The sequence below is a fragment of the Streptomyces rectiviolaceus genome (assembly GCF_039533825.1).
GTDB lineage: Bacteria > Actinomycetota > Actinomycetes > Streptomycetales > Streptomycetaceae > Streptomyces > Streptomyces rectiviolaceus.
The window spans coordinates 1-12,278 of the sequence record NZ_BAAAUG010000156.1 but is presented as its reverse complement, the minus strand read 5'-3'; the positions used below and the strand labels follow the sequence as shown (position 1 = coordinate 12,278).

Genomic DNA, 12,278 nt, shown 5'->3' with positions numbered 1-12,278 from the left:
CTGCGGCTTCCTGTACTAGAGCAGCTGCTTGTAGACGTAGTACATGACCGGTTCGTAGCCCATCGACTCGTACAGGCGCAGGGCCGGGGTGTTGCCCGCGAAGACGTTGAGGCCGATGCGGCCGAGGCCCACGTCCCGGGCCTGGGTCTCCGCGAGGAGCATCAGGGAGCGGCCGTGGCCGCGTCCGCGGTGCTCCTCGTCGACCTCCACGTCGAAGACGAACGCGTCGCCGTCACGCAGGGCGAGCCAGAGATTGCCGACCTTCACGCCCTCGTGGGTGAGCACGCACAGGCTGGTGCCGGGGGTGGCGAGGCCCTGGGGCAGGTGGTCGGCGTGGTCTGCGTCGGACTTGGCCCGCGCCTCCGCCTCCGGGACCCCGCGCTCGATCCAGGTGCGCGCGTAGTCCTCCTTCTCGCGGGCCAGCCACACCTCGTACTCGTCCTCGTTCATCTCCCGCCCCTCGACGCCCGCCGGCAGCGCGGGCGGCTCGGCGGCCAGGGGCTTGGCCATGTGGCGGTTGCGCTCCACGTAGCCGACGGACACGGGGAGGCGGTGGGCCGCCGCGGCCTCGGCGGGCACGGCCACCTCGATCCGCTTGCAGCCCCAGCCGCGCACCACCTCCTCGGCGGCGAGCACGGCGACCGTGGCGCGACCGCGCCTCCGGTCGGTCTCCTTGATGCTCAGGTCCCGCATCTCGGCCACGCCGGGCCCGAACACGGCGTGCGTGGCGAGTTCTATCCCGCCCACAGGACGGCTGTTCACACACACTTCGTACGTGCGTGACTTCGCGCCGTCAGCGCTCTGCTGAAGCGGCCCGGTCGGCCGCAGGGTCGTGGTCATCAGAGGTGTTCTACCCGCCCTGCGGCTCGTGCGTCATCAGGATTACGTGCGGTTGCGGCCACTTGCCCGACCGGTCACGGGTCGAGGTCTTCCGCCGCCCGCTCGTCGAAGATCCGCATCGCCTTCGCGGTCACCGGGCCGGGTGCGCCCGGCAGCTCACGGCCGTCGATACGGTGCACGGCCTGGATGTCACGGAGCGTGGAGGTCAGGAACACCTCGTCGGCGCGGTCCAGGACGTCGAGCGGCAGATCGGTCTCGCGCGCGCCCGTCCAGTCGACGGCCAACGCGCGCGTGATGCCCGCCAGGCACCCGGAGGCCACCGGCGGCGTGTGAAGCTCGCCGTCGAGCACCACGAAGACGTTCGTTCCCGTGCCTTCGCACAGCTGCCCCACCGTGTTGGCGAACAGCGCCTCCGAAGCCCCCTGTTCGTGGGCGCGCGCGAGGGCGACGACGTTCTCGGCGTACGAGGTGGTCTTCAGGCCGGTCAGGGCGCCACGCTCGTTGCGGGTCCACGGCACCGTGATCACGGCGGTCGTGTCGGGGCGCCTGTTCGCCTCCCCGAGGGCGACGACCAGCGTCGGACCCTGGTCGCCACGGTCCGAGCCGAGCGGCGAGATGCCTCCGGTGTACGTGATGCGCAGCCGACCCAGCGGCATCGGGTTGGCGTCGAGGACGGCGGCGCAGGCCGCGCGCACCTCGTCGAGATCCGGCTCGGGCAGGCCGAGGCCGTGTGCCGAGCGGGCGAGGCGGTCCAGATGCCGGGTCAGCGCGAAGGGCCGCCCCTCGACCGACTTCACCGTCTCGAAGATTCCGTCGCCGACGGTGAGGCCGTGGTCGAGCACGGAGACACGGGCGGTCTCGAGGTCCTGCAGGCCGCCGTTGAGCCAGATCTTCACTAAGAGGTCCCTCCACTCACTTCGTACGCTCCCGACGCTACCGCCAGCAGCCGTTCCGCCTTCAGCTCGGTCTCCCGCCACTCCCCCTCGGGGTCGGAGCCCCAGGTGATCCCGGCGCCCGTGCCGAACCGCAGCACGCCCTCCGCGCGGTCGATCCAGAAGGTGCGGATGCCGACGGCCAGTTCGCCGGTGCCCCGGTCGGCGTCGACCCAGCCGATGCCGCCGCAGTAGGGACCGCGGGGCGCGGTCTCCAGGGCGTCGATGATGCGCAGGGCGCTGGACTTGGGGGCGCCGGTGACGGAACCGGGCGGGAACGCGGCGGCGAAGAGTTCCGGCCAGCCGGCGCCGGGAACGAGCTCGCCCCGGACGGTGGAGACGAGGTGGACGAGCCCGGGATGCTTCTCGATCACACAGAGGTCGGGGACGGTCACGGAGCCGGTCACGCAGATCCGCCCGAGGTCGTTGCGGACGAGGTCCACGATCATGACGTTCTCGGCGTAGTCCTTCTCCAGGAGATCGGCCTCGGTGCGGCCCGTGCCCTTGATCGGCCCCGACTCCACGACCCGCCCCTCGCGGCGCAGGAACAGCTCGGGCGAGGCCGTCGCTATCTCGACGCCGTGCTCGGGCAGGCGGATCGTCCCGGCGTACGGAGCGGGGTTCCCGCGTGCGAGGAGCGCGGTCAGGGCGTCGACGTCGGCACCATCGGGGACCTGCGCGGACAGCACGCGGCAGAGGTTCGCCTGATAGACATCGCCCGCCGCGATGTGTTCGCGCACGCGCCGCACACCGTCCACGTACGCGGCGCGGTCGAGCGACGACGTCCAGTCACCGGCGGCAGGACCCTGCCACGCCCCCGGCACCGGGGCGGGCACCGGCTCTTCGCGTACGTCGTCGAAGCGGGCACAGACCAGTTCGCCCTCGAAGCTCGCGCTGACCGCCCAGAAGCCGCGGGAATCCAGGGCCGAGGGATCGCTGGTCACGTCCCTGAGGCCGGTCGCGAGCAGGCCGCCGAAGCGCGCCATGGGCAGGGGCGCCCCGGAGGGCGGCCGGGAGGACATCTGAGGGGCGCTGTGCACGCCTGTGAGTCTATGACCGGTGTCCTGGTCGCGCCCCGGGCCGGTGACAGCGCAGCACGCTGCGCAAACGCGTTTTTGTACTGGCCCAGGAATCCGCTAGAGTTCAACACGTCGCCGGGACGCGCAAGCGGGCCGGGAAAGACAAGCGGACGTAGCTCAGTTGGTAGAGCGCAACCTTGCCAAGGTTGAGGTCGCCAGTTCGAACCTGGTCGTCCGCTCGCAGGAAGTGGGGGATCTTCCCGAACCCCCGCACTCCTGGTGGAGTGGCCGAGAGGCGAGGCAACGGCCTGCAAAGCCGTCTACACGGGTTCAAATCCCGTCTCCACCTCCAAGGACGATTAGCTCAGCGGGAGAGCGCTTCCCTGACACGGAAGAGGTCACTGGTTCAATCCCAGTATCGTCCACTGGATCTTCTCGAAGGCTCGCCTTCCTGAGGTCTGAACCCGCGCGATTAGCTCAGCGGGAGAGCGCTTCCCTGACACGGAAGAGGTCACTGGTTCAATCCCAGTATCGCGCACGCAGTACGCAGCACACGCAGGTTGACCTGCGCGATTAGCTCAGCGGGAGAGCGCTTCCCTGACACGGAAGAGGTCACTGGTTCAATCCCAGTATCGCGCACCATCCGTACGAAGCCCCCGGCCGTTCCCACGGCCGGGGGCTTCGTCGTTCCTCCGGTCAGGAGGAGAAGAGCATGTGCCCGAAGCTCTTGTGGCGCTTGTTGTGGCCGTACTGCCCGCCGTGACCGCCGTGGTGGCCGCCGTGCTGGGGAGCGCCCCACGCCGGGGCGGGGGCGGCCGGGTACGCCTGGGCAGCGGGAGCTGCCGGATACGCCTGCGGGGCGGCCGGCGGGGGCGGGGCCTGCTGGCCGCCCCACTGGGACTCGACCCGGCTCAGGGCCTCGAGCTCGCCATAGTCGAGGAATATCCCGCGGCAACCGCTGCACTGCTCGATCTGGACGCCATTGCGGTTGTACGTGTGCATCGGTGCATGGCACTTGGGACACTGCATGGTCGGCTCAACTCCTCGCCGGTCGTGACTGCGTGGCCGGATCTCTTCCCGGCTTCGGTGCGTTGCACCCTACTTCGTGGCGGTGGGCGCCAACTCCGGCGGGACGGCGGCCATTCGATCACAGGCGTCGACCACTGCCTGCTCGATCTCGTCCAGGGGCCGGTTCTCCTTGACCGACTTGGCGATCGCCAGGGCGGCGGTCTGCGCGGTGAGGGCGCGGGCCGGTACGTCGAGGGCGGGCCAGGGGTCCGTGCCGTCGGCAGGGATCGCCGGTCCGCGTGCCGCGCGGTAGGCGGCGAGGAAGCGGGTCCACTCCTCCGGGGCGAGAAGGCCGCAGGCGTACCAGGCCGCGGGGCGGGCCAGGTCCCAGGCCGGGTCACCGAGGCCGAGGTCGTCGACGTCGATGAGCAGCCAGCGCCCTTCGGGGGTGCGGACCAGCTGGCCCAGGTGCAGGTCGCCGTGGCACAGGAGCCCCGGGAGCGGTGCCGGGGCCTCGGCTCGCGCCCAGGCGGGGAGCGTGGCCCAGGCGCGCTCGACGGGGACGGCCGCGGGGTGCGGACTCGCGGCCCGCATCCGCGTCATGGCCCGGGCGGCCTTGGTGGGGCCGCGCATGTCCGGGAGCGGGTGCGGGAGTTCGGCCGTGGGTGTGGCGTGCAGGCGGGCGAGGAGGGTGGCGACGGCTTCCCAGGGAGCGGCGTCGGGGTCGTCGCGGTCCACCGGGGTGCCGGCCTCCCAGAGGGTGACCAGGCGGCCGTGGAGCGGGACCGCGGTCTCGCCGAGCGGAGGGAGGAGGGTGCCGTTCAGGGCGGCGGCGACCTTGAGGCGGGCCGCGAGCCCGGTGGGGTCCGTACCGGGGGCGTGGGCCTTGGCGACGATGCCCCCGTGCCGGACGACGGTGGCGTCGTCCCGGTCCACCAAAACGGCCTCGGGGGCGCAGGCGCAGGCCCGCGGGGCGCGGTGGGCTGTGTGACGGACCTTGGCGGTCAGCGCGGGCAGCAAGGCGGTCAAGGGTCCCCCGAGGTGCGTCGATCGGCGTTCCCGGTGAGCGTACGCGGGCTGGGACATCCAGCCCGTCCGGCGTTTGAGGACGAGCTCGGCGCAGCCGGTGATCTACGGCGCCCACGAGATCCCCGCAGAGCCCCGGCGCGCAAAGAAGTGCCCGCGCAGCTCCCCAGCTGCGCGGGCATTTCTCGTGCCGTCCGCCGCACCCCCGTCCCCACGGGGTTTCCTGGCCGGATGTCCCCGCCCGGACCGCTCATCCGGGCCTGGGGCGCCGCTCAGCGCCCCAGCATCACGCCCACGGACGACGCCTGTGTGACCACTGCTTCCCAGCCGCCGAAGACGACTACCAGCAGGGCCGCCAGAGGAAGAACCATGGCCGTCGCCACCAAGGGGTGGCGCGTGCCGGACGGGCGGACGCCGAACGTGGCGAAAGCCTTACGTCCTTGCGTGCGGATCATTGCCCGCGGTGCCGTGTCCGCCATGGTTCCTCTCCTGACCGAGTCTGTATGGATTTGGCAGCGGCGGGTGCTTGACCTCGGGGGACGAGTGCTGCACCCGCCGCTTGACCTCAAATTTAGGTGCGCGGGAGCCCTGGGTCGTCATGCCCTCGTACCGATTGCCGGGCCTCCCGGAGGATGAGCGATCGTCGCTCGCGTACTCCCATGGGTGGAGACGGGGTCCTAGGTCTCGGGGTCTTCCCGGAGGGGACGGGCCGCCTGCTCGGATGTGTCCTCTCTGGGCACGGGCTGCTCGACGAGCGCCAGGACGCGGGTCGCCATGAACCGCGCCGTGCGCACCACGGAGCCGCTGCGGGTGACTTCGCTCACTTCGACCACCCCTCTGCGGACCGCCGTCTCCACCCGGCGGCCCGCCCGGCTCGCCACCACCTCGTACGTCCGTGTCGTGTCCCCGGCGTCCACGACTATCTCCACGCGATCACCCTTCACGGGATCAATCCCCCTTCAGCGATGGATGGTTGGGGACGGCGTCCGGCACAACAGCCGCGCGCCCCGGCTCCCCTGACCACTCTTCAAGTTTCCCACCCGGCACTGACAATCGGTCGGGCCGCGAGGGCGCGGCCTCTGCACCTGCCCGGCCACGGAAACGTAAGCTGTGGCACGACAACGGACCGGGCAGCGGGGATGGACATGGCGATGATGCGGCTCCGGCGCGAGGACCCGCGTGTCGTCGGCTCGTTCAGACTGCACAGGCGGCTGGGCGCCGGCGGCATGGGTGTCGTCTACCTGGGGTCGGACCGGCGGGGGCAGCGCGTCGCCCTGAAGGTGATCCGGCCCGATCTGGCGGAGGACGAGGAGTTCCGGTCGCGCTTCGCGCGCGAGGTCTCCGCGGCCCGGCGGATCCGCGGTGGCTGCACCGCGCGGCTCGTCGCCGCCGATCTCGACGCCGACCGGCCGTGGTTCGCCACGCAGTACGTTCCCGGGCCCTCCCTGCACGACAAGGTCGCCGCCGAGGGGCCGCTCTCCGCGGCCGATGTGGCGGTCGTCGGTTCGGCGCTCGCCGAAGGGCTCGTCGCCGTGCATGAAGCGGGTGTCGTGCACCGCGACCTGAAGCCGTCGAACATCCTGCTGTCCCCGAAGGGGCCGCGGATCATCGACTTCGGCATCGCCTGGGCCACCGGTGCCTCGACGCTGACCCATGTGGGCACGGCCGTCGGGTCGCCCGGATTCCTCGCGCCCGAGCAGGTGCGCGGCGCCGCCGTCACGCCCGCCACGGACGTGTTCGCCCTCGGCGCCACGCTGGCGTACGCGGGGATGGCGGACTCGCCCTTCGGGCACGGCAGTTCAGAGGTCATGCTCTACCGCGTCGTCCATGAGGAGGCGCAGCTCGGCGGGGTTCCCGACGCGCTCGCCCCGCTGATCCGGGCCTGCCTCGCCAAGGACCCCGAGGAGCGCCCCAGCACGCTCCAACTGTCGCTCAGGCTCAAGGAGATCGCGGCCCGTGAGGCCCAGGGCCTCACCGACCCGCGGCCGCCCGCGCCGCGGCAGGACCAGGACCGGCCGACGGGGCGGATGGCCGAGGAGTACGCGGACCAGCGCACCCAGCGGCGTCACCCGCAGGGCACTCCCCCGCCGCGGGACGGTTCGTCGCGGCCGGGTTCCCCGCGCACCGGTTCCTCGCGGACCGGGTCCTCCCGTACGGGTTCATCCCGCACGGGTTCCTCACGGCCGAATTCCTCGCGGGCCGGGTCCAGTTCCTCGCGGTCCGGCTCGCGGCCCGCGACGCCCCGGAACACGACACGCTCCGGTGGCGCGCGGCGGCCCGCCAATCCTCGGCTGCTGCGCCAGCGGCTCTTCGTGTTCGTGGTCGTGACGCTGCTCGTGGCCCTGGGGATCGCGGCGGCCCAGGGGTGCCAGGGGCCCGCGCGCGGGCTCGGCGGCAGCGGCGTGCACGATGTGCGCGACGTACAGCAGAGCCAGCGGCAGGACCCGGGGCCGGGTTCTCAGAGCTCTCAGAGCTGAGGGCGGCCCGTCGCCACCGCGTAGAACGCGACCGCGGCCGCCGCTCCCACGTTCAGGGAGTCGACGCCGTGGGCCATCGGGATGCGGACCCACTCGTCCGCGGCGACCAGGGCCTGCGTGGACAGGCCGTCGCCCTCCGCGCCGAGCATCAGAGCGACCCGGTCCATGCGGTGGGGCGCCGCCTCGTCCAGGGTCTTCGCCTTCTCGTCCGGGGTGAGCGCGAGGAGGTTGAAGCCCGCTTCGCGTACGCCCTCCAGGCCCTTGGGCCAGGATTCGAGGCGTGCGTAGGGGACGGAGAAGACCGCGCCCATGGAGACCTTCACCGAGCGGCGGTAGAGCGGGTCGGCGCAGTCCGGCGAGAGCAGGACCGCGTCCATGCCGAGGGCGGCGGCGCTGCGGAAGATCGCGCCGATGTTGGTGTGGTCGTTGACCGACTCCATGACGACGACGCGGCGCGCCCGGTTAAGGAGTTCGTCCGACGTCGGCAGCGGCTTGCGCTGCATCGAGGCGAGGGCGCCGCGGTGCACGTGGTAGCCGGTGACCTGCTCGGCCAGGTCGGGGTTGACCGCGTACACGGGGGCCGGGACCTCGTCGATGACGTCCCGCATGACGTCGACCCACTTCGCGGAGAGCAGCATCGAGCGCATCTCGTAGCCCGCCTGCTTGGCGCGCCTGATCACCTTCTCGCCCTCGGCGATGAAGAGGCCCTCCGCGGGCTCGCGCTTGCGGCGCAGTTCGACGTCGGTCAGGCCCGTGTAGTCGCGCAGGCGCGGGTCGGTGGGGTCGTCAACGGTGATGAGATCAGCCACAGGGTGATACTGCCTTGTCCTGGGTGTGGTGCCAACGCCCGGGGGCAGGTTGGGTTACCGATGGTTACGCGGGGGCTCGGTGTGGTTACACGGGGGCTCGGTGTGGTTACGCGGGGCTGTCCGGACCCACGTTCACCACGTCGCCGATGACGATCACCGCGGGGGGCTTCACCTCGTGGGCGGCGACCTCGGCGGCGACCGTGGCGAGGGTGGCGTCCACGCGGCGCTGGGCCGCGGTGGTGCCCTCCTGGATCAGGGCGACGGGGGTCTCGGGCGGCCGGCCGTGTGCGGTGAGCGCCTCGGCGATCCTGCCGATCTTGTCCACGCCCATCAGGATCACAAGCGTGCCGCGCAGCTTGGCCAGGGACGGCCAGTCGACCAGGGAGCGCTCGTCGTCGGGGGCCACGTGGCCGCTGACCACCGTGAACTCGTGGGCGACCCCGCGGTGCGTGACGGGGATGCCCGCGGCGCCGGGCACGGAGATCGAGCTGGAGATACCGGGGACGACCGTGCAGGAGATGCCCGCCTCGGCGAGCGCCTGGGCCTCTTCCATGCCGCGCCCGAAGACGAAGGGGTCGCCGCCCTTCAGGCGGACGACCGACTTGCCCTGCTTGGCGTGCTCGATGAGGGCGTTGTTGATGGCCTCCTGGGCCATGAAGCGGCCGTACGGGATCTTCGCGGCGTCGATCACCTCGACGTGCGGCGGGAGTTCGTCGAGCAGGTCGCGGGGGCCGAGCCGGTCGGCGATGACCACATCCGCCTCGGCGAGGAGGCGACGGCCGCGGACCGTGATGAGGTCCGGGTCGCCGGGGCCGCCGCCTACGAGGGCGACGCCGGGGGTGCGGGTGCGGTGCTGGCGCGCCACGAGGGTCCCGTCGCTCAGGCCCTCGACGAGCGCGTCGCGGATGGCGGCGGTGCGGCGCGGGTCGCGGTCGTGGATGTCCGTGGTGAGGACGGCGACCGTGACGCCGGCGGAACGGCCCGTCGCGGGAGTCAGGGCGGTGGCGGCGTCGGCGTCGTCGGAGCGGACGCACCAGACGCGGTGCGCCTCGCCTTCCGCGGAGGCCGCCGTGTTGGCTTCCGGGTCGCTGGTGGCGATGAGGGCGTACCAGGCGTCCTTGAGGTCGCCGTGCTCGTAGCGGCGGCGCTCCCAGGTGATCTCACCCGCGTCCGCCATCGCCTCCACCGAGGGGGTCGCCGTCGGGGATACGAGGAGGATGTCGGCGCCCGCCGCGATCAGGGCGGGCAGGCGGCGCTGGGCCACCTGTCCGCCGCCGAGCACTACCGTGCGGCGGGCGGTGAGGCGGAGGCCTACGGGGTAGGCGGGGCTTTCTGCCATGGCGGGTGGCTCCTCGTGCGGGGGCGCTGCCGCTGTGGAGGGGCGGCGCAATGTTCTGACGTGCGGGTTCAGTATGGCTGGGGCGGGGGCGGGAGTGTTCCCCAACCCCGCCCCTTCCCGAAACCGGGGCTTCGCCCCGGACCCCTTATCGTCTGCGGGTCGTGGGTGTTAGTGCCCACCCGTTCCGCCATGCGGAACGCCTGCCCACAAACGGGTTACTTCTCGGTCACCCCTGCCGAGTCGAACGTGGCCACCTCGTGCATCGCACGTGCCGCGCTCTGGACCACCGGGAGGGCCAGGAGGGCGCCTGTGCCCTCGCCCAGGCGGAGGTCGAGGTCGACCAAGGGGCGCAGGCCCAGCTTGTTGAGGGCCGCCACGTGGCCCGGCTCGGCGCTGCGGTGGCCCGCGATGCAGGCGGCGAGGACCTCGGGGGCGATGGCGCGGGCGACCAGAGCCGCCGCGCCGGCGCTCACGCCGTCCAGGATCACGGGCGTACGCAGGGAAGCGCCGCCGAGCAGCAGGCCCACCATCGCCGCGTGCTCCAGGCCGCCGATCGCCGCGAGGACGCCGATCGGGTCGGCCGGGTCGGGCTTGTGCAGTTCGAGGGCGCGGCGCACGACATCGACCTTGCGGCTGTGCATCTCGTCGTTGATGCCGGTGCCGCGGCCGGTCACCTCGCCCGGGTCCGTGTCCGTGTAGACGGAGATGAGGGCCGCGGACGCCGTCGTGTTCGCGATGCCCATCTCGCCGGTGAGCAGGGCCTTGTTGCCCGCGGCCACCAGGTCGCGGGCGGTCTCGATGCCCACCTCGATGGCCGCCTTGACCTCCTCGCGGCTCAGGGCAGGGCCTGTCGTCATGTCGGCCGTGCCCGCGCGGATCTTGCGGGGCAACAGGCCGGGGGTGGCCGGGAGTTCACTCGCCACGCCCACGTCGATGACGCAGACCTCGGCACCCACCTGATTGGCGAAGGCGTTGCAGACCGCGCCGCCGCCGAGGAAGTTGGCGACCATCTGCGCGGTCACCTCCTGGGGCCAGGCGGTGACGCCCTGGGCGTGCACGCCGTGATCGCCCGCGAAGATCGCGACGGCCGCGGGCTCCGGGATCGGCGGCGGGCACTGCCGGGACAGGCCGGAGAGCTGCGCGGAGATGATCTCCAGCATGCCGAGCGCGCCCGGCGGCTTCGTCATCCGCTTCTGTCGCTCCCACGCCTCGCCGAGCGCCTTGGCGTCCAGCGGGCGGATGTTGGAGACGGTCTCGGCGAGCAGGTCGTGCGGTTCCTCGCCGGGCAGGGCGCGGCGGCCGTACGTCTCCTCGTGGACCACCCAGGAGAGCGGGCGGCGCTTGGACCAGCCTGCCTGCATCAGCTCGGGCTCCTCCGGGAACTCGTCGACGTATCCGACACAGAGATAGGCCACCACTTCGAGGTGCTCGGGCAGGCCGAGGGTTCTGACCATCTCGCGTTCGTCGAAGAAGCTGACCCAGCCGACGCCGAGGCCCTCGGCGCGCGCCGCGAGCCAGAGGTTCTCGACGGCGAGGGCCGAGGAGTACGGCGCCATCTGCGGCTGCGTGTGGCGGCCCAGGGTGTGGCGGCCGCCCCGGGTCGGGTCGGCGGTGACCACGATGTTCACCGGGGTGTCGAGGATCGCCTCGATCTTCAGTTCCTTGAACTGTTTCGCGCGGCCCTTGGGGAGCGACTTCGCGTACGCGTCCTTCTGGCGCATGGCCAGTTCGTGCATGGTGCGGCGGGTCTCCGCCGAGCGGATGACGACGAAGTCCCAGGGCTGGGAGTGGCCCACGGAGGGCGCCGTGTGGGCCGCCTCCAGGACGCGGAGCAGGACCTCGTGCGGGATGGCGTCGCTGCGGAAGCCGTTACGGATGTCGCGGCGTTCGCGCATGACGCGCAGGACGGCCTCGCGCTCGGCGTCGTCGTAGGCGGGGGCGGCGGGCGCCTCCGACTCCTTGACCGGCTCCTTGACCGGCGCCGACTCCTTGACCGGCTCCGGGAGGGCGGTCCCGTCCGGGGCTTCCGCCGGGTCGGCGGCTTCGGTCACCTCGGCGGGCCCGGCTTCGGCGACGGCCACGGACTCGGGGGCTTCGGCCTCGGCCACTGCCGCTGCTTCCGCTTCGACGGGGGCCTCGCCCACTTCGAGGGGCATGGCTTCGGCTGCCGCGTCCGCCGGTTCGGGCACCTCGGGCACGGGCTCTTCCGCCGTGTCCGGTACGGGAGTTGCCACCGCTGACTCTCCGCCGTCACGCGGTGCGGGGACGGTGGCAGCGGGCTGCGGCGACACGGACTCGGGGGTCTGGGCGGCTTCTGCTGCGCGGGCGGCTTCTGCTGCGCGGGCGGCTTCCGCGGCTTCTACCGCTTCTGCGACTTCTGCCGCTTCGAGCAGAGCCGAGGGCTCCTGGGTCTCCGGGGCCTCCGGGATCTCGGGGGAATCCGGGGTGCCCGGTGTCTCCGGGATCTCGGCTGCCGGTACGGCGTCCGGCGCGGGGGCCTCGGCCTCTGCGGCGGGCTCCGGCTGCGCCTGAGGGACCTCGGGCTGCTGGGCCTCGACCTGCTCCGGGGGCACGGACAGGGCGTGCGGCGGCGTCGGTGCCAGGTGGGGCGTGGTCGGCACCGAACCCTCGACCGGCACGAACTGGCCGAGGGACGCGGGCGCCTGGGCCACGGGGGCTTCCACGTACTGAGGGGCCTGCGGGATGTGCGGGATGTGCGGGCCCTGGGCCGCGTGCCCGGCAGCCGCGAGCGGCGCGTCCGACCAGGGCTGCGCGCCGGCCACGGCGAACTGCGGCTGACCCGCGCCCGACGCGTGCGCGGGCTGACC

The 12,278-nt window shown here is 72.4% G+C and carries 11 protein-coding genes and 5 tRNA genes; 6 read left to right on the top strand and 10 right to left on the bottom strand.

Going from position 1 to position 12,278, the window contains the following annotated elements; translation table 11 throughout:
- Positions 1–15: 15 nt before the first annotated feature.
- From ABD378_RS35030 to ABD378_RS35020, 3 genes are all read right to left on the bottom strand, one after another.
- Positions 16–840, bottom strand: a complete 825-nt coding sequence (locus ABD378_RS35030) for a GNAT family N-acetyltransferase (RefSeq protein WP_344527793.1) — start codon at positions 838–840, stop codon at positions 16–18.
- 74 nt (positions 841–914) lie between these two features.
- Positions 915–1,736, bottom strand: coding sequence for an aminotransferase class IV (locus ABD378_RS35025; protein WP_344527791.1), 822 nt, complete (start codon positions 1,734–1,736; stop codon positions 915–917).
- Positions 1,736–2,794 carry a chorismate-binding protein gene (locus ABD378_RS35020; protein ID WP_344527894.1) on the bottom strand — a complete coding sequence of 353 codons (1,059 nt, stop codon included), beginning with the start codon at positions 2,792–2,794 and terminating at the stop codon, positions 1,736–1,738. The genes ABD378_RS35025 and ABD378_RS35020 overlap by 1 nt, the downstream gene beginning before the upstream one ends.
- Before the next feature lie 163 nt (positions 2,795–2,957).
- Here ABD378_RS35020 and ABD378_RS35015 point away from each other — a divergent pair.
- From ABD378_RS35015 to ABD378_RS34995, 5 genes are all read left to right on the top strand, one after another.
- Positions 2,958–3,030 (top strand) — tRNA-Gly (locus ABD378_RS35015).
- Positions 3,031–3,069: 39 nt separating this feature from the next.
- Positions 3,070–3,143: transfer RNA gene (locus ABD378_RS35010), tRNA-Cys, on the top strand.
- A 1-nt stretch (position 3,144) separates the two neighbouring features.
- Positions 3,145–3,216 (top strand) — tRNA-Val (locus ABD378_RS35005).
- A 41-nt stretch (positions 3,217–3,257) separates the two neighbouring features.
- Positions 3,258–3,329 (top strand) — tRNA-Val (locus ABD378_RS35000).
- 29 nt (positions 3,330–3,358) lie between these two features.
- Positions 3,359–3,433: transfer RNA gene (locus ABD378_RS34995), tRNA-Val, on the top strand.
- 54 nt (positions 3,434–3,487) lie between these two features.
- Here the strand turns inward: ABD378_RS34995 and ABD378_RS34990 are convergent.
- The 4 genes from ABD378_RS34990 to ABD378_RS34975 all read right to left on the bottom strand — a co-directional run bounded on the left by ABD378_RS34990 (position 3,488) and on the right by ABD378_RS34975 (position 5,769).
- Entirely contained in the window at positions 3,488–3,820 is a 333-nt protein-coding gene (locus ABD378_RS34990) for a TFIIB-type zinc ribbon-containing protein (protein WP_344527789.1), read from the bottom strand.
- A 69-nt stretch (positions 3,821–3,889) separates the two neighbouring features.
- The gene (locus ABD378_RS34985) at positions 3,890–4,828 is read right to left on the bottom strand and encodes an aminoglycoside phosphotransferase family protein (RefSeq protein ID WP_344527787.1); all 939 of its coding nucleotides are present in this window, start codon (positions 4,826–4,828) and stop codon (positions 3,890–3,892) included.
- A 269-nt stretch (positions 4,829–5,097) separates the two neighbouring features.
- A complete protein-coding gene (locus tag ABD378_RS34980; protein ID WP_160503827.1) occupies positions 5,098–5,304 on the bottom strand; it encodes a hypothetical protein in 207 nt (68 codons plus the stop codon).
- 198 nt (positions 5,305–5,502) lie between these two features.
- Positions 5,503–5,769 (bottom strand): hypothetical protein, encoded by a 267-nt coding sequence (locus tag ABD378_RS34975; protein WP_266868958.1) that lies wholly within the window; start codon positions 5,767–5,769, stop codon positions 5,503–5,505.
- 195 nt (positions 5,770–5,964) lie between these two features.
- Between ABD378_RS34975 and ABD378_RS34970 the strand changes: the two genes are divergently transcribed.
- On the top strand, positions 5,965–7,302 hold the full coding sequence (locus tag ABD378_RS34970) for a serine/threonine-protein kinase (protein WP_344527782.1): 1,338 nt from the start codon (positions 5,965–5,967) through the stop codon (positions 7,300–7,302).
- Here the strand turns inward: ABD378_RS34970 and ABD378_RS34965 are convergent.
- The 3 genes from ABD378_RS34965 to cobT form a co-directional block, all read right to left on the bottom strand.
- Complete coding sequence (locus ABD378_RS34965) at positions 7,293–8,111, bottom strand: TrmH family RNA methyltransferase (protein WP_344527780.1); 819 nt, start codon at positions 8,109–8,111, stop codon at positions 7,293–7,295. The two genes, ABD378_RS34970 and ABD378_RS34965, sit on opposite strands and share 10 nt — an antisense overlap.
- Before the next feature lie 106 nt (positions 8,112–8,217).
- A complete protein-coding gene (gene cobA / locus ABD378_RS34960; protein ID WP_344527778.1) occupies positions 8,218–9,450 on the bottom strand; it encodes a uroporphyrinogen-III C-methyltransferase in 1,233 nt (410 codons plus the stop codon).
- A 215-nt stretch (positions 9,451–9,665) separates the two neighbouring features.
- Positions 9,666–12,278 (bottom strand): nicotinate-nucleotide--dimethylbenzimidazole phosphoribosyltransferase (gene cobT / locus ABD378_RS34955; RefSeq protein ID WP_344527776.1); only part of this gene is annotated, 2,613 nt, incomplete at its 5' end.

What these genes read in the sequence shown, in the direction of transcription:
- ABD378_RS35030 (WP_344527793.1), bottom strand. Translation starts at nt 840, where the DNA reads ATGACCACGACCCTGCGGCCGACCGGGCCGCTTCAGCAGAGCGCTGAC.
- cobA (WP_344527778.1), bottom strand. Translation starts at nt 9,450, where the DNA reads ATGGCAGAAAGCCCCGCCTACCCCGTAGGCCTCCGCCTCACCGCCCGC.
- ABD378_RS34970 (WP_344527782.1), top strand. Translation starts at nt 5,965, where the DNA reads ATGGACATGGCGATGATGCGGCTCCGGCGCGAGGACCCGCGTGTCGTC.
- ABD378_RS35020 (WP_344527894.1), bottom strand. Translation starts at nt 2,794, where the DNA reads ATGTCCTCCCGGCCGCCCTCCGGGGCGCCCCTGCCCATGGCGCGCTTC.
- ABD378_RS34990 (WP_344527789.1), bottom strand. Translation starts at nt 3,820, where the DNA reads ATGCAGTGTCCCAAGTGCCATGCACCGATGCACACGTACAACCGCAAT.
- ABD378_RS34980 (WP_160503827.1), bottom strand. Translation starts at nt 5,304, where the DNA reads ATGGCGGACACGGCACCGCGGGCAATGATCCGCACGCAAGGACGTAAG.